A 17,101-nucleotide genomic window follows, 5' to 3' on the forward strand; every position below is an offset into this window, starting at 1 on the left:
AGCGGTCGGAGAGCGCCCGGACGGCTCGCCGGGCGCCGCTCATCCTAGTGCCGCGTCAGGCACTGGCCCTATGGCTTGTCGTCCACCGTGATGTCGGCCGAGCCGCTCTCCACCTTCTCCAGGTGCAGGTGGTAGCGGCCGATGCCGACGCTAACGTCCTTACTCAGAGTGATGGTCACCCCGTGGGAGTCGAGCTTCACCGAGTTGCCGTCGATCGCCTCGACGGACAGCTTCTGCCCGGCGATGGTCACCGAACTCCCGTCGTGCACGTCCAGATGGCACACGGGGGCCTGGCAGCCCAGCTCGACGCCGTTCCTGTCGCAGCCGTTGGTGGCAAGGACGATCGCGGCGATCAGCAGTCCGGTCGGGATCAGGGCGGTGCGGCGGCGCATGGGAGGTCTCCTCTCACTGGGTTGGCACGGGATCCTGCTCGGTTTCGGTGCCTGACTTCGCGGTGCCTGACTTCGCGGTGCCTGACTTCGCGGTGCCTGCCCCCTCGGTGGCCGGCTCTTCGGTGGCCGGCTCTTCGGTGCCCGGCTCTTCGGTGGCCGCCGCAGGGGCCGTGCTGACCGGCGCCGCGCAGGGGATGGCCACGGTGATCCGGGTCGGCCGACCGGGCCCGCTGTCCAGCTGGAGGCTGCCGTCGAACGCCCGCAGCCGGCGCTCCAGGCCGCGCAGTCCGGTGCCGCCCTGGGGATCGAGGCCGCCGCGCCCGTCGTCGCCGACGACGATCCGCAGCGCCCCGGCCCGGTGGCCGATCTCCACCCACGACCACTGGGCCCGGGCGTGCTTGGCGGTGTTGGTGAGCAGTTCCGCCACCGCGAAGTAGCCCGCGGACTCGACCGCGGCGTCCAGCCGGCCGGCGAGGTCCGAGGTGACCTTCACCGGCATCGGCGCGTCGATGGCCAGCGCCTCGACGGCACCGGTCAGCCCTCGCTCGGCGAGGACCGGCGGGTGGATGCTGTGCACCACCTCGCGCAGTTCCCGCAGGGCGAGCGTGGTCAGCTCGCGGGCCTTCGCCAGCTGTGCCATGGCCTGCTCCGGCCGAGTGGGGAAGAGCAGTTCGGCCGAACTGACGGCCATGCCGATGGCCACCAGCCTGGCCTGCGCGCCGTCGTGCAGGTCGCGCTCGATGCGGCGCAGTTCGGCGGCCTGGGCGGTGAGCACCTCGACCCGGCTGGTGAACAGCCGGCTCGCCCGGCGGGTGAGCAGCGCGTGCTCGGAGGCGCTGAGGCAGCGGCGGCTCAGCATCAGGTACGTGCCGCTCAGCAGCGGCGCGCAGCCCACTCCGACCACCACCAGCACCACTCCGACGGCCGCCGCCCCCGGCAGCGGGAGCCGAGGGAGCCCGTCGAGGGCCGGCAGCGGCCGGCCGGCGAGCGAGCACAGCACCGTCCAGGCCCCGCCCCCGACGAGCGCGACGGGCAGCGCGACGAGCGCGCCCAGGAGCGGATCGGCGATCAGCCAGGCGACCTCGCGCCAGGTGGCCGGGTCGATGAAGACCAGACGTAGCCGGCGCTGGCCGATGGCCACCAGCCGGCTGCGCTGGAAGTCGTAGCCGTTCCAGTACCAGCCGTTCTCGGTCCGCTCCAGCGCCGGCAGCGGCAGGTAGGGCGCGGCCACCGGCCTGCCCTCCCAACGGCCCACCAGGGCCCGGGTGACGACGGCCAGCACCCGGGCGCCGGGGATGACCAGCAGGACGGTCAGCCCCAGGGCGCCGACCCACTGCGGCAGCAGTAAGGCGGCGGGCAGCACGGTGGCGGCGGGCTTGACCGCGGACAGGACGGCCAGCACCGCGCAGCGCCCCACCGCGACCATGGCGCGTCCGGCGGATCCGACCCGATCGACGTTCACCGCCAGATCGTACGGTCCTGCGGCCGCGTGCTCGGTTCGGCTCACCTCCCCGCCCTCCTGTCTCAATCTCTCGTCGCTCCAAGGAGGATGACACCGGGGTCCGGCGGCGGCCCAGCCGGCTGGGCCCCGTACGGGGGGTAGACCCAGGTCCACCCCCCGTACGGGGCCCAGCCGGGTTCCACCTGGCAGCCGGGCCGCCTACCGTCGAGCCAACGGCCGGTGCCGACCACTCGGCGCCGCCCGCCGCCCCGTGCCGAACGCCGGGCCGGGCAGCACGACTTCCGAACCGCCAGGAGAGACCATGCCGGCCCACCTCGCCCTGCTGAACATCCCGGCACACGGGCACGTCAACCCCACGCTGGAGCTCACCGCCGAGCTGGTCGCCCGCGGGCACCGGGTGACCTACGCGACCACCGAGGAGTTCGCCCCCGCGGTGGCGCGGACCGGCGCGGACGTCCTGCTCCACTCGTCGACCCTCACCTCCCGGCCCAGGACCGAGGCGCCGCCGAGCGAGTTCGCAGCCTGGCTGCCGGTGGTACTGCTGAACGAGAGCGCCACCACACTGCCGGTGTTCGAGCGCCACTTCGCGCGCGACGTGCCCGACCTGCTGCTCTACGACCGCACCCTGTACCTGACCGGGCGCGTCCTGGGCGAGCGGTGGCGACGCCCGGCGGTGGAGCTCTTCCCGTCGTTCGCCTACAACGAGCACTTCTCGCTCGCGAGGACCGCCCGAACCCTGGAGCCCGCCGGCTCGGAGCCCGCCGCCCCCGAGCATCCGGCGCGCGCGCTGTTCCGCGGCGGACTGGCCGAACTCACCCGCGCCCACGGCACGGGCCCCATCACGCCGGAGGAATTCGAGCTCGGTCGTGAGGAGTTCGCGGTGGCGTTCCTGCCCAGGGAGTTCCAGGTCGCGGGAGAGACCTTTCCTGACGACCGGTTCGCCTTCGTCGGGCCCTGCCTGGGCGATCAGGGCCGCCAGGACGATCGGGGCCGCCAGGACGACTGGCAGTCGCCCACCGGCTCGGACCCCCTGCTGTTCGTCTCGCTCGGCACCGCCTTCGGAGCCGGTGCCGAGTTCTTCCGGACCTGCGTACGGGCGTTCGCCGATCAGCCGTGGCGGGTGGTGCTCGCGACCGGAGCGGTGGACCCCGCCGCCCTCGGTGACCTCCCACCGAACATCGTGGCGCACTCCTGGGTGCCGCAACTGGCCGTGCTGGAGCGGGCCTCGGTGTTCCTGACCCACTGCGGCATGGGCAGCGCCATGGAGGCGCTCCACCACGACACACCGATGGTGGCCTTCCCGCTGAGCGTCGAGCAGGCGGCGATCGCCGACCGGGTGGCCGAACTCGGCCTCGGGGCCGTGCTGCCCGCGCACGGCCTCACCCCCGCGCGCCTGCGTGCGGGGGTCACCGCGGTCGCGTCCGACCCGGCCGTGCGCGAGCGGGTGCGCGCGATGGGCGCGCACACCCGCGCCGCGGGCGGTGCCCGCCGCGCGGCGGACGCCGTCGAGCGCCGCCTGGCCCGCGCCGGACTTCCCTGCGGCCCGCCGCGGGAGGCGAGTTGAGCGCACACCGGGGCACCCCGCCGGCGCGGCCTCCACAGCACACCGGTACTGCCGGCACGACCCCAGGAGCCTGCGGCCCTGGGCCCGACAGAGACAGGAAACGGACGCATCACCATGACCGACCCCGCCCTCCGGACCGCTTCGGTCCCCCAGGCACCGCCCCGGCTCCCCTCGCACCCGCGCCTCGCCCTGGCCGCGATGGTGATCGTCGATGTCGGCGCCCCGCTGGCCCTGTTCTACCTCCTGCGCGACCGGGGCGTCGGGCTGGTCGGCGCCTCGCTGCTGTCCGGCCTGCCGCCCTTGCTACGCACGCTCTGGCTGTTCGCCAGGGAGCGGCGGGTGGACGTGGTCGGGTTCTTCATGCTGACCCTCTTCGGCCTGGGCACCGCGCTGGCCCTGCTGTCCGGTGACGCGCGTCTGGTGTTCGCCAAGGACGGCTGGCTGACCGGGATCTTCGGGGCCTGGCTGCTGGTGACGCTCGGCATGCGGCGCCCGTTCTTCCTGCACGCGGGCAGGAACATCGCGCTGGCGAAGGTCGGCCAGGCCGGCGCGGACGCCTGGGAGGCCCGCTGGGGCGCGGAACCGCGGTTCCGCGCCAGGCTGCGGACGTTGACGGCCGTCTTCGGCACCGCCCTGCTGATCGACGCCGCGGTGCGGGTGGCCATCGCCTACCTCCTGCCGCTCGGCAGCGTGCCGCTGGCCACCAACGTCCAGTACATCGTGCTCATGGGCGGCCTGTGGCTGTTCCTGGCGTACTACACCAGGAAGCACGACCTGCGGGCCTGAGCCCGTGCACGAGGTCGGTTCCGGCCGGCACCGGCCGGCACCGGCCGGCACCGGCCGGAACCGGACCGGGCCAGACTCTAACCGGCGCTCGTGGTGGGCGCGGTGAGGTCGGTCAGGGCCGAGGCGAGGACCGCCCGGGCCTCGATGGTGCGGCCCAACTCGATGAGGACCGTACCCAGTTCGGTCAGGGTCAGGGTCATGCTGTCGGGCCGCCCGGCGGCCTCGAAGTGGGCCAGGGCCTGCCGGTAGGCGTGCTCGGCGGCGGGCCAGTGGCGCAGGGCCGCGTGGTCCAGGCCGAGTTCGTGGCCGACGAACCCCGCCATCAGGTGCGGGATGTGCGACGGCGCCGAGTCCAGCCACCGCAAGGTGTCGGCCAGCGCCCGGCGGTGGGTCTCCAGGGCCTCCTCCACCCGCCCGGACTCGCGCAGGCAGGCTCCCGCGAACCGGGTGGCCACCAGCCGGCCCACCTGCCCGGAGCGGCTCTCCACGGTCGCGAAGGCGGTGGCGGCCTGCCGGTAGGCGTCGATGGCCTCCTGATGGCGCAGCAGCCGGCGCAGCGAGGAGCCGCAGTAGGTGAGCGCCCAGGCCTCCTGCTCGGGGTGCTCGATCCGGCGGGCCAGCTCCAGCGCCTCGCGGCCGAAGGCGAGGCCCTGCTGGTACTGGTGCAGGCAGGTGAGGTGGGTCCAGGCCAGGTAGTTCAGGTGCACGGTCTCGGCGAGCCGGTCGCCGGTGGCGCGGGCGGCGTGCACGGAGAGCTGGAAGACCTCGGCCCACACGTCCCGGTGCATGAGGCAGTCGGAGAACCAGTGCATGGCCTCGGCGGTGTCGATGACCTGCTGGTGGCGGCCCTCGGTGTGGGCGCGGCGCAGGGCGGCGAGCCATTCGGGCAGCTCGTCCTCCAGCCAGCTCCGGGCCTCGGCGACGGTGGCGGGCGCGGTGGCCGGGTCCGGGTCCGGGACGCCCAGGCCGGCGTCCTCCTCGCGCTCGGGGCTGAACAGCAGCGCGGCGGCGGCGGCCCGCCGCAGCAGCCAGGCACTGGCCCGGTCGCGGTCGGCGGCCACCACCGCCGGGTCCTCCTCGGTGCCGAGCTGCTCACCGGCGTAGAGGCGGACCAGGTCGTGCAGGCGGTAGCGCTCCGCGGTGGCGGCGGGCTGCAGCAGTCCGGCGTCGGTGAGCGCCTCCAGGTGGCGGTCGGTCTGCGGCACCATCAGGCCGGTGTACGCGGCGACGGTGGCGGCCGTGAAGTCGTACCCCGCGGTCAGCGAGCAGCGGCGCAGCACCAGCTGGGTGTGCGCGGGCAGCTTGCGGTAGGAGAGCGCGAAGGCAGCGCGCACCCGCAGGTCGCCGGCCTCCAGCAGGTCCAACCGGTCCTCCTCGGCGCTGAGTTGGCGGACCAGTTGGCTGATGCGCTGCTGCGGGCGGGCGGCCAGGCGCTGTCCGGCGATCCGCAGCGCCAGCGGCAGGTGACCGCAGAGGCGGGCCAGGTCGGCGGCGGCCCCGGGTTCGGCGGCGACCCGGTCCGGGCCGGCGATGCGGGCCAGCAGCGCGGCGGCCTCGGCGGGGGCGAGCACCTCCAGTGGCAGGCGGTGCACCGATTCGAGGCCGGGCAGGGTGTGCCGGCTGGTGATGACGGTCAGGGCGGGCCCCGAGCCGGGCAGCAGCGGACGGACCTGGGCCTCGTCGGCGGCGTTGTCCAGCACCAGGACCAGGCGCTTGTCCCGGATCAGCGACCGGTAGAGACCGGCGCGCTCCTCGGTGTCGGCGGGCACCGCCGAGTCGGCGACCCCGAGGGCGCGCAGCAGTTGGGCCAGCGCCTCGCGCGGCGTGAGCGGCGTGGGGGCCATGCCCCGCAGGTCGAGCGAGAGCTGCCCGTCGGGGAAGAGGGGGGCCAGGGTGTGGGCGGCGTGCAGGGCGAAGGCGGTCTTGCCCAGGCCGGGCTGCCCGCAGGCGAGCACGATGCGCGGGTGCGCCGGGTCCGCGTCCCGGGCCAGCGCGTGCAGCCGGGCCAAGGCGTCCTCGCGAGCGGTGAAGTCGGCGATGTCCCTGGGGAGCGCCAGCGCGGAGGGCACCACCGCGGACGGCACCACCGCGGACGGCACCACCCCGGACGGCACCGCCGCCGCGGGCTGCCCGGCGGCGGCAGCGGCGGTCCGGGGGGCGGCGCCCGGGGTGGCGGAGGCGGTCGGGCTCGCGGCGGCCGGGGTGCGGCGGGGGCGGCCGGCGTTGGCGGTCCGCTCCAGGGCGTCGGCCTGCGCGGGGTCCAGGCGCAGCGCGCGGGCCAGGGCCTGGACGGTGCGCCGCTGCGGCCCGCGGGTGCGGCCGCGCTCCAGGTCACCCAGCGCCCGCAGGCTGATCCCGGCCGCCTGGGCCAGGTCGTCCTGGGTCAGACCGGCCCGCACCCGGAACCGGGCCAGCAGCAGGCAGAACTCACCCGCCGCGCCGAGCTCTTCCCCCGGTATGCCAGCAGCCCCCATGCCCCGACGCCCCTCGCTGCGCACCGCGCCGGCCCCTGCACCGAGCGCGTCCCGAGGGAAAGTATGCCTGGTCAGCGCGGTACTTCTGCCCATGGTTCTGCCTGTGCCCAGGCCGACCGCCACGGCATTGGCCGGCGAGCGGGGTCGGCCAGGGGCGGGGTCGGCCGGGGCGGGTTCGACCGGGAGCGGGGTCGGCCGGGCAGCGAGGTCAGCCGGGGAGCGGTGCGATCCGGGCGCCGGTGTCCAGCAGGGCGCTCACCGCCACGGTGCCCCGGCCGGGGCCGGGCGCCGCGAGGGTCTGGGCGGGCACCTTGGTCTCCGGCAGCGTCAGCGCCCCGCTCCCGGAGACGCTGACCACCCGTCGGCTGCCGGCCACCAGCAGGTAGGCAGCGCCGGACCGGGCCCGCCACCAGGTCGCGGCCAGGATGTTCTGGTCGAAGCGGCTGCACGCCCTGCTGTCGGCGGCCCGGCCGGTGCGCAGCACCGCGGCGGCACCGCCGCCCGGCAGCAGCTCGGTGGCGGCCGCGCCGCCGCCGTCCCAGCGGTCGCTGCGCACGCAGGCCCACTCGGCCTGGCCCTGGCCTTCGGGGAGCGGCTGCACGGCGAAGATCCAGGTGTTCACCGCCTTGGCCCCGGTGGCCAGGGTGAGTAGGTCGCAGGCGGTGCGGGACCAGGCCACCAACGCGTCCGGGCCGGTGGCCTCGCGCGGCGCGCGGGCGGGTCCGGCCGACGGCGGCGGCGTGTAGGTGAGGTGGGTGGGCAGCAGACCGCCCAGGTCGGCGAGCAGGAAGGCGTGCTGCTCGGCGACCACGGTGGAGGAGCGCAGTTGCAGGACCGGCCGGTGGGCGCAGTCGGCGCCGCCGGTGAGGGCGACGGGCGCGGTGACCCCGTCGGGGTGGTCGACCGGACGGGCCGGGGTGTCCGGGGCCGTGAGGTCACGCAGTTCGGCGCTCTCCACCCACGGGGCGAGCAGCACCCGCGCGCCGGTCGGCGACCGCCGCAGCACCAGGCCCGCCGCGGTGGTGATGCCGGTGTCGTCGGCCCGGGCCACGGCCAGCTCGGCGGCGTCGGCCGACTCGGTGTAGCGGACGATCCGTCCCTCCCCGTAGAGCGCGACCACGGTGACGCCGTCGACGCGGCCCGCGAAGAGCAGCCGGGCCGGTGCGGTGGGCGGCTGCCCGCTCGCCGCCGGCTCCACGACTCGGCGGACCGGGGCCGCGGGGTCGGCCCAGGCCGCCAGCGCGCGACCCAGCAGCCGCTGGTCGCCGCTCCGGTCGCCGCGGACCGGCCAGGCGTCGAAGTCCAGTCGCGCGGTGTGCTGCCAGGCGTCGGGGGCGGTGCGCAGCAGCGCGGCCGAGCGCTGGGCCGCCTCCGCCGCCGCTCCCGCCCCTGACGCGCCCGGCCCGGTGGTGCCGGGCGGGACGGAGGCCGCGGTGGTGACGGCCGGCGCGTGGTGGGTGCCGATGGTGAGCGGCAGGGCGAGCGCCGTCAGCGCGGCGACCAGCGCGGCTGTCCCGGCGGCCCTGGCCCGCCAGTGCCGGCGCAGCAGGTCGGTCGGCTGGAGGTGCAGCGTACAGGGATCGAACTCCGGCGCCCGGCCCAACTCCCGCCCCTCGGCCGGGAAGCGCGCGTCGAGCTCGGCGGCGGCCCGCCAGGCGGCCTCCGGCTCCTCGGCACCGGCGCGGGCGAGCACGTCGACGATGCCGGGCGGGTCCAGCCGCTCCAGCACCAGCAGGCCGTAGCCGGCCCGCGCCGCGACGGGCGCCTCGGCCAGCGCCTGGGCGAACGCGCGCTCCTCCCCGCCGCCGACGGCGGGGAACAGGCGCAGGCCCCAGACCCGCGGCAGGCCGGGGGCGGGCCACCGGCGCCGGGCCAGGGCGAGCCGCACCACCTCCTGCCGGACCACGCGGTAGGCGAGCTCGTCCGCCGCGGCCGCCTCCACCGGCGGCGGCGCCTTGCGGGACAGCGCCCGCTGGACCACCGCATGACTGCGCAGCACCCGCCGGTGCCGGTCCCGACCCGGCGGGAGCGCCACATAGGCGAGCCGGACCAGGTCGCGGTAGCCGCGCACCAGGGCCGCCTCGCGCTCGGCGAGGCCGGGAGCGCGGGTGCTGGTGGGGGCGCGGGTGCTGGTGGGGGCGGCGGCCGAGGCGGGTTCGGGTGCGGGTTCGGGTGCGGGTTCGGGTGCGGGTTCGGCGGGGGTGGGGGCCGGGGCGGGAGCGTGTGGAGCCTGCTCGGGAACGTGCGGAGCCTGCTCGGGAGGCTGGGGGCGGGTCCACCCGACGCGCATCGACTTGTCTCCCTGCACGCGGCTCGGCGGACCGGCTGGATCCGGGTCGCCGAGCTGACCGGCTGATGCCCTCCCAACGAAGTGATCATGAGATGGTCACCCTGTCCCACGGCTGGGCCGATCGGCGCGGGCCCGGATCGCCTGCCCGGGGACGGGGGCCAGGGGGCGGCTGCCAGGGGACGGCTGCCAGGGGACGCCGGGGACGGATGCCAGGGGCGTCCGGTGCGGGCGGCCTCGGTGTGAAAGGCTGCCGGTCATGCGAATCGGACTCCTGGGCACCGGCCCCTGGGCGCAGCGCGTCCACGCTCCGGCACTGGCGGCACACCCCGAGGCGGAGTTCGCCGGTGTCTGGGGCCGACGGCCCGAGGCCGCCGGTGAACTGGCCGCCGCGCACGGCGTGCCGGCCTTCACCGAGGTCGACGCGCTGCTCGCCGCCGTCGACGCCGTCTCGATCGCGCTGCCGCCGGACGTGCAGCCCGCACTCGCCGTCCGGGCCGCCGAGGCCGGCCGCCACCTGCTGCTGGACAAGCCGGTCGCGACGGAGGTCGAGCAGGCCGCCGCCGTGCTGGCGGCCGCCGAGCGCAACGGGGTGGCCGGTCAGGTCTTCTTCACCTTGCGCTTCGACGAGGGGCAGTCCCGCTGGGTCGAGGAGCAGGCGGCGGTCGGCTCCTGGTTCACCGGCCACGCCCAGTGGCTGGCCTCCGTCTTCAGCTCGGACGACAGCCCCTACGCCGCCTCGCCCTGGCGGCAGCGCAAGGGCCCGCTCTGGGACATCGGCCCCCACCTGCTCTCGGTCCTGCTGCCGGTGCTCGGTGAGATCGAGCAGGTGACGGCGACGGCCGGCGCGCGGGACACCGTGTACCTGGTCTTCCGGCACGCCGGGGGCGCCTCCAGCTCGGCCGAGCTGAGCATGACGGCTCCGCCGAAGGCGGCCGGGCTGAGCATCGAACTGCGCGGCGAGCACGGCGTGACCCGGGCCCCGGGCTCCACCGCCGGTGCGGGCGCCGCCTTCCACCGCGCGGTGGACGCGCTGCTGGCCGACGTCCGGGGCGGACTCCCGGGCGGGCTCCCGGGCACCGGTGCGGGTGCGGACGGCGGTGCGAGTGCGGGCGCGGGCGAAGGCGAAGGCGCGGGCGTGAGCGCCGCACGGGCGGGCGTCGCACCGTGCGACCTGCGGTTCGGGCTGCGGGTGGTGCGCCTGCTGGCGGCCGCCGAGGAGTCCCTGCTCACCGGGCGCGCCGTGCCGGTCGCCGCCGCTTAGCCCGACCGGCCGCTCAGAGTGGCCGTCAGGAGGTGGTGGGCGCGGTCGCCTTGGCGTCCGCCTGCCGCTCCTCCGCCTGGGCCTCGGCGGTACGGCCCACGGCGTGCAGCAGGGTGGCGACCAGGGCGTGGGCGCGGGACTCGACCCGCGGGTCGCCCTGGGTACGGCCCAGCGCGAGGGCGAGCCGGGCGGTGGCGAGCGCGGTGCCGTGCCGGCCCAGCGCGTGCAGGGCCTCGGCGCGGGTGTGGGTGGCGCGGACCAGGACCGGGTCGTCGGGGTGGGCGGTCAGGATCCGGACGGCCTCGTCGGCATGGGCCAGGGCCGGCTCCGTGGCGCCGGTGGCCAGCAGCGCCCCGGCGAGGCCCGCGAGCACGCGGGCGAGCGCCCGGGTGTCGGCCAGCAAGCGGGCGCGGGCCACCAGCTCCGTCAGCAGCGGGACCGCGCGGTCGTAGCGCCCGGCCCGCACCAACCCCTCGGCCAGCCGGGTGCGGCAGCGGTGACGCTCCGTCGGGTCGTCGAGTTCGTCGGCCAGCGCGAGGGCCCGGTCCAGGTGCTCGGCGGCGGCGCGGAACTCCCGTTGGTCGACCAGGACGGCGGCGAGGTCGGTGGAGAGCCGGACCAGCGCGGCCGGGTCGTCGCACGCGTGGGCGGCCCGCAGGCCGGTCTCGGCGGTGATCCGCCAGTCGGCGCGGCTGTGGTCCACCTGGTCGTAGAGGACCCCGGCCTGGTGTGCGAGCCGCCAGGCCGCGGCGGACCGACCGTACTGCTCGGCGCAGAGCACCACGCCGCGCACCGCACGCTCCTCACGGCGGAACCAGTCGGCGGCCTGCGCGGGGGTGACCTGCGGGCCGGCCTGCGCGGGGCCGGCCTGCGACGGCAGGCCGGCCCCGGCGGAGAGCGTCTCGGGGAGCACCGCGCCCAGCAGGCCGCCACCGGGGAGCAGGGCCGCGGGCAGGGCGGGCTCGACCGGCAGCACGTCGCTGGTGCGCAGGCCGGCACAGGCGGCGGCGGTCGCGGCCAGATAGTGGTCGATCATCCGGTCCATCGCCGCGAGCCGCTGCTCGCATTCGAGTTCGGCGGCCAGCTGGACGCTGTAGCCGCGGGCCAGGTCGCGCCGGGCGAAGAGGCCGGGAGCGCTCTCCTCCACCAGGTGGGCCGCGTCGAGCTGGGCCAGCAGGCCGCGGACCTCCGCCGGCGGCAGGTCGGCGAGGACGGCGGCGGTCGGCGGGTCGATCACCGCGCCGGGGTGCAGGCCGAGCATGGTGAACAGCTGCACAGCCGGGGCCGGCAGCGCCCGGCAGGTCAGGTTGAGGGTGGCCGCCACGCCGAGCGAGCCACGGCCCGCGAAGGAGAGTGAGGCCAGGCCCGCCTGCTCGTCGGAGATCTCCGACACCAGGTCCAGCAGCGCCCAGCGCGGGCGGGCGGCCAGCCGGGCGGCCGCCAGACGCAGGGCCAGCGGCAGCCGGTCGCAGCGTTCGACGAGCTCGACGGCGGCCTGCGGTTCGGCGGCCACCCGGGCCGGCTCCAGCAGCCGGGCCAGGAGGTCGAGGGCCTCGGCGCGGGTCAGCACCTCCAGCGGGAACGGGACGGCGCCCTCGTGCACCAGCAGGTCGCCGAGCCGGTCGCGGCTGGTGATCACGGTCACGGGCGCGGCGACGGGCACGGGGGCGGGCAGGGCGGCGGGCACGGGGGCGCGGTCGGCCGGCGGGAGGTCGGCCGCTCGGGCATCGGTCAGCAGGGCGTCAGCGGGCGGGTCGGGCAGCAGCGGGGCCAGTTGCTCGTAGGAGCGCGCGTTGTCCAGCACGACCAGGAGACGACGTCCCGTCAGCAGCTCGCGGTAGCGCCGCGCACGGTCATCCAGCGAGGCGGGGACGGCGCCGGCGGGCACCCCGAGAGCAGTCAGGAACTCCGCCAGGACCTCGCCCGGGTCGCGCGGCTCGGTCTCGTCGAAGCCGCGCAGGTCGGCGTAGAGCTGGCCGTCCGGGAACCGTTCGGCGACCCGCTGGGCCCAGTGCTGGACCAGGCCGGTCTTGCCGACCCCGGCCGGCCCGGTGATCAGGATCGGGCGGGCCTCCCGACCCGGCGCGATCGCACTGTCCAGCCGTTCGAGCTCGGCCACCCGGCCGACGAACCGCCTGCTACCGCGCGGTAGTTGCGCAGGCAACGGCAACGGCACCGGCACCGGTCGCGGCCCCGGGGCCACCGGCACGGCAGCCGGGGCGACGAACGGGGTGGCGACCGGGGTGGCGACCGGGGTGGCGACCGGGGTGGCGACCGGGGCAGCGGACAGTGGCCTGACGAGGGTCGCGGGGGCGGCCGCAGCGAAGGGGACGACGGGCGGTGACCCGGCGCGCCGGGCGGCCACGGGCGAGGTCGGGGACGGGTACGAGGGCGGGAAGACCGCCGGCACCGTGGGCGACGGCCTGCCGCCGAGCCGCTCACTGGCGACGTGCGGGGTGAACCCCGGCGTTGCGGGCAGCCCCGTCATGACCTGGTCGAAGAGAGCCTGTGCCTCCTCCCGGGGGCCGGCCTGCTCGATGCAGGACAGCAGTCGGGCGGCCAGTTGCCGCCGGGTGGGGTGGGCCAGCGCGGCTTCGGTGAGCTCGGGGATCAGCTCCGCCCCGCGGCCCAGCCGGCAGAGCCCGTCGGCCAGCTGGTCCAGGGCGCGCAGCCGCAGGTCGGTCAGGCGGGGCGCGGTCCGCTCGCGCAGCAGGGTGGAACCGCAGTCGGTCAGGGCCGCACCGCGCCAGAGGTCGAGTGCCGCCCGCAGCAGCGGCAGCGCGCGGTCGTCGGCCCCGGCGGCCCGAGCTGCGCCGACCGGGCCGGGGTGGAGCGCACCGGGGTCGAGCGAAGCAGCGACGAGCGGGGCGGGCGGGGCGAGCGGGCCCGACGTGAAGGAGCCCGGAGCGAAGGCGGCCGGAGCGAAGGCGGCCGGATCACCGCCGCCGGGGGACAGCAGGCCGGCGGCGGCGCAGAGGCGTTCGAAGCGCAGCGCGTCCACCTGCTCCCGGTCGCCGGTCAGCAGGTAGCCGGCGCCTCGGGTGGTCAGCACCAGGCCGTCGTCCAGCAGGCGCCGCAGTTCGGCGATGTGGCCCTGCAGGGCGGCACGGGCGGTCGCCGGCGGGTTGCCGTCCCAGACCAGCTCGATCAGCTGCTCGGTGGGCACCACGCGACCGAGCCGGACCGCCAGCACGCTGAGCAGCGCGCGGCGCTTGGGGGCCGTGGGTGTGGCGTCCGCGCCATCGTCGTACCGGACGGTGACCGCGCCGAGCAGGTCTATCCGCATGCACGCCCCCCTGCTCACCCCTGTGCGGTCGGGCCCACCGACCGACCCGTCCGAGGATAAGGCGTGCCGGACCCGCAACCCCACAACGGGGCGTGAAACTCTCATCTGCGCAGGTCGAAGCCCTGATGAGGGCCTGGTGCGGCCGACGGACGTGACTACACTGCAGTCGGACGACCAAGCCCGACCGGTGGGGGGCGACTGTGGGGGACGCATGGGTATCCGGCTGCTCGGCCCGGTAGAGCTGCGGACCGCGGCCGGCGGGCTCGTCGTGCTGCCCGGATCCCAGCGGCGCGCGGTGCTCGCCCTGCTGGCGCTGCGTCAGGGGCGGGTCGTCGCCGTGGACCAGTTCTTCGAGCTGCTCTGGGGCGAGGAGCCGCCGGCCCGCGCCAAGGCGGCGCTGCAGGGACACGTCGCCGCGCTGCGCAAAGTGCTCGCCGGCACCCCGTTCACCCTGCACACCCGGATGCCCGGCTACCAGCTCAGCGGACCGGCCGAGCAGGTGGACGCGCTGCGGTTCGAGGCGCTGGCCGCCCTCGCCGGGGAGCGGGCAGCCGGCGCCCAGCAGGACCAGCAGGCCGACACGGCATCCGCCGGCGGAGCGGCCGCGGCGGCCCGAGCGGGCGACGAGGACCGGCAGGGCGAGGCGATCGGGCTGCTGGAGCAGGCACTGAGCCTGTGGCAGGGCGCCGCGCTGGCCGACCTGCCCGACACCGAGCTGCGCCGGGCCCTGGCGAGCCGGCTGGACGAGGCGCGCACCAAGGTCCTGATCACCTGGGCCGAGCTGCGGCTGCGCCGGGGCACCGGAGCGGTGGCCGTGCCGGCGCTGGAGCAGAGCGTGCGGGCCGACGGACTGCGGGAGGCGGTGGTGGCCCTGCTGGTCCGCTGCCTGCACCAGGCCGGGCGGTCCCCCGACGCGCTGACGGTGTACCACCACGCCCGGGCGCTGCTCAACCGCGAGCTAGGCCTGCTGCCCGGCCCGGAGCTGCGGGCGGCGCTGTCGGAGGTGCTGTCCGAGGAGCCCACCTGGTCCGCCGGACGCACGGGCGGGCCGCCGGGCGCACGCACGGGCGGGTCCCGGTGGATGGGAACGTCCGTCGTTGGAGCGGCGCCGGGGCCGGGAGCCGCGACGGGGCAGGTTACCGCGCAGGCGCAGGGACACCCCGACACGGCCGGACACGACGAGACCGGCGAGCGGACCGGCGGGTGGACCGGCGAGCGGACCGGCGAGCGGACCGGCGGGTGGACCGGCGGGTGGACCGGCGAGCGGGCCGGCGCACCCGGCCGGCCGCTGCCGCGCGAGCTGCCCGCGGCAGCGCCGGCGCCCGACACCGTCGAACCGCCGGCACCCCGGCAGCTGCCCCGGCAGCCGGCCGGCTTCGTCGGGCGGGCGCAGGAGTCGCGCCGACTCGACCGCGAGTGCGGGCCGGACCGCACCGGTGACGGACTGGCGCTGGTGGTCGGCCCCGCCGGGGCCGGCAAGAGTGCCACCGTGATCCGCTGGGCGCACCAGGTGGCCGCGGGCTTCCCGGACGGCCAGCTCTTCGTCGATCTGCGCGGCTTCGACCCGGCCCGTTCGGCCGACCCGGCCGAGGTGCTCGGCCGGTTCCTGCTCGCCCTGGGCGTGCCGGAGTCCGCCGTCCCCGAGGACCGGTCCGGCCGCGCCGCGCTCTACCGCACCCGGACCGAAGGCCGGCGGCTGCTGGTGGTGCTGGACAACGCGGCCGATGCCGAGCAGGTCGCCGAGCTGCTGCCCGGCGGGCAGGACTGCGCCGCCGTGATCACCAGCCGCAGCACGCTGGAGGCGTTGGTGGTGACCGAGGGCGCGGCCCTGATCCGGCTGGAGGCGCTGCCCGACGGCGACGCGCTGCGGCTGCTCGAACGCGGCCTGACCCCCGCGCGGGTACGGGCCGAGGCGGCCGCCGCCCAGCAACTTGCCGGCCTCTGCGACCACCTCCCGCTGGCACTGCGGATCGCGGCCTCCCGGCTGGCCGCCCGGCCGGACTGGGCGATCGCCGACCTGGTCGCCGAGCTGGCCGACGAGCGCACCCGGTTGCTCGCCCTGGAGACCCAGGGAGCGGTCAGCATCCGCACCACCCTGGCCCTGACCTACCGTCACCTCTCCCCCGACGCGGCCGGCCTGCTCACCGTGCTGGCCGCGCACCCGGGTCCCGAGGTGGACGCCCCGGCCGGCGCCGCGCTGCTCGGCACCGACCCGGCCACCGCCGGCGGGGCCCTGGCCGAACTGGCCGCCCACCACCTGCTCACCGAAGGCAGCCCGGGGCGCTACAGCCGGCACGACCTGATCCGGCTGTTCGGCGTGGAGCTCTTCGGCGAGCAGCCGGCCGAGGTCCAACGGCTCAGCGTCGAGCGGCTGCTGGACTACTACCTGGAGGCGGCCCGGCACTGCGCCGAGCAGTTGGAACCGGGCCAGGACGGCCACGGCGAACGTGCCCACCGGCCACCGGCACTGCCGAACGCGGTCGACGCCCGCTCCGCGCTCGCCTGGTTCCGGGACGAGGAACCGACGGTCCGCGCGCTGGTCACCGCCGCCGGAACCGCCGACCCCGAACGGGCCTGGCGCCTGGCCCTGCTGTCGAGCCCGCTGTACTACGGGTCCAGCCTGCTGACCGACTGGCTGAGCTGCCTGCGCGCGGGCGAGAGCGCCGCCGCGCGGTGCGGCGACCGGATCGCCACCGCGCTGCTGCGCGGCACCCTGGCCAGCGCCCTGACCGGGCTCGAACGCCGCGAGGAGTCGGTCGGGACGGCCCGCCGGGCGGTCGCCGACACCTCACCCGAGGACGGCTTCGCGCACGTACGCGCCCTGGTCTCCCTCGCGCTGGGCACCGCCATCATGGGCGACCCGGTGGAGGCCACGCGGCTGACCAGCACGGCGGTGGCACTGGCCGAGACCGCCGGCGATCGCCGCCGGCTCTGCTACGCGCTCGGGCACGCCGCGGCGGTGAGCCTGATGGCGGGCGACCTGGAGGACGCGGTGCGCCAGGCCCGCGAGGCCAGGTCGCTGCTGCCCGACCGGCCGACCGCGATCGTGCACGCCTGGTCGCTGCTGACCGAGGCGCAGGCCCTGCACGCACTGGGCTCCGCCGAAGCGGCCGAGCCGCTCTGGTCGCGGCTGCTCGCCACCTGCCGGGAGGCCGGGTTCCTGCACCTGCACGCCATCGCCGAGCAGTCCTACGCCGGCTTCCTGCTCTCCCAGGGTCGGGAGCCGGAGGCCGTCGAGCACCTGCGCTCGGCCGTCGGCCTCTACCGGCTGCACTGCCACCTGGCAGGCGCCGTCAGCGAGTTGCTCGCGGTGATCGAGGACTCGCTGAGCTGCCGGGCGGGCTTCTCCCCGGCGGCCGGGGAGCAGTCGCAGGCGTTCTGACGGTCCACCTGATCGATGGTCCGGGCACAGACGGTGCTAGTGCCGATGGTTCACTCGACCAATGGTCGGGATTTCGATGGTTCGGGTTTCGACGGTCCGTGAGCAGATGGACCAGGAGCAGATGATCCGGGAGCAGATGATCCAGGAGTCGATGGTCAGACTGTCGACAGCCTCTACATCGAGGACCCGGCGGCCGACGGTCTG

General features: G+C 76.6%; 9 protein-coding genes. 4 read left to right on the forward strand and 5 right to left on the reverse strand.

The window, feature by feature from the left end; genetic code table 11:
* Positions 1-68: 68 nt before the first annotated feature.
* Positions 69-392, reverse strand: a complete 324-nt coding sequence (locus tag OG455_RS09795; RefSeq protein WP_266292166.1) for a hypothetical protein — start codon at positions 390-392, stop codon at positions 69-71.
* Between the two features lie 13 nt (positions 393-405).
* Positions 406-1,854 carry a histidine kinase gene (locus OG455_RS09800; protein WP_266292168.1) on the reverse strand — a complete coding sequence of 483 codons (1,449 nt, stop codon included), beginning with the start codon at positions 1,852-1,854 and terminating at the stop codon, positions 406-408.
* 301 nt (positions 1,855-2,155) lie between these two features.
* Between OG455_RS09800 and OG455_RS09805 the strand changes: the two genes are divergently transcribed.
* Together OG455_RS09805 and OG455_RS09810 are read left to right on the forward strand one after the other, a co-directional pair.
* Entirely contained in the window at positions 2,156-3,418 is a 1,263-nt protein-coding gene (locus OG455_RS09805; RefSeq protein WP_266292170.1) for a macrolide family glycosyltransferase, read from the forward strand.
* Positions 3,419-3,532: 114 nt separating this feature from the next.
* Positions 3,533-4,204 (forward strand): VC0807 family protein, encoded by a 672-nt coding sequence (locus OG455_RS09810; RefSeq protein ID WP_266292172.1) that lies wholly within the window; start codon positions 3,533-3,535, stop codon positions 4,202-4,204.
* 77 nt (positions 4,205-4,281) lie between these two features.
* Here OG455_RS09810 and OG455_RS09815 read toward each other — a convergent pair whose 3' ends face one another.
* Positions 4,282-6,678 carry a helix-turn-helix domain-containing protein gene (locus OG455_RS09815; RefSeq protein WP_266292174.1) on the reverse strand — a complete coding sequence of 799 codons (2,397 nt, stop codon included), beginning with the start codon at positions 6,676-6,678 and terminating at the stop codon, positions 4,282-4,284.
* Between the two features lie 208 nt (positions 6,679-6,886).
* The gene (locus tag OG455_RS09820) at positions 6,887-8,968 is read right to left on the reverse strand and encodes a hypothetical protein (RefSeq protein ID WP_266292176.1); all 2,082 of its coding nucleotides are present in this window, start codon (positions 8,966-8,968) and stop codon (positions 6,887-6,889) included.
* A gap of 256 nt (positions 8,969-9,224) precedes the next feature.
* Between OG455_RS09820 and OG455_RS09825 the strand changes: the two genes are divergently transcribed.
* Complete coding sequence (locus tag OG455_RS09825; RefSeq protein ID WP_266292178.1) at positions 9,225-10,229, forward strand: Gfo/Idh/MocA family protein; 1,005 nt, start codon at positions 9,225-9,227, stop codon at positions 10,227-10,229.
* 25 nt (positions 10,230-10,254) lie between these two features.
* On the opposite strand, the gene OG455_RS09830 is transcribed toward OG455_RS09825, so the two are convergent.
* Positions 10,255-13,515, reverse strand: a complete 3,261-nt coding sequence (locus tag OG455_RS09830) for a BTAD domain-containing putative transcriptional regulator (RefSeq protein ID WP_266292180.1) — start codon at positions 13,513-13,515, stop codon at positions 10,255-10,257.
* Between the two features lie 211 nt (positions 13,516-13,726).
* On the opposite strand from OG455_RS09830, the gene OG455_RS09835 reads away from it, so the two are divergent.
* Entirely contained in the window at positions 13,727-16,897 is a 3,171-nt protein-coding gene (locus OG455_RS09835; RefSeq protein ID WP_266292182.1) for a BTAD domain-containing putative transcriptional regulator, read from the forward strand.
* The last annotated feature ends 204 nt before the right edge of the window (positions 16,898-17,101 follow it).

Source organism: Kitasatospora sp. NBC_01287 (assembly GCF_026340565.1).
Taxonomy (GTDB): Bacteria; Actinomycetota; Actinomycetes; order Streptomycetales; family Streptomycetaceae; genus Kitasatospora.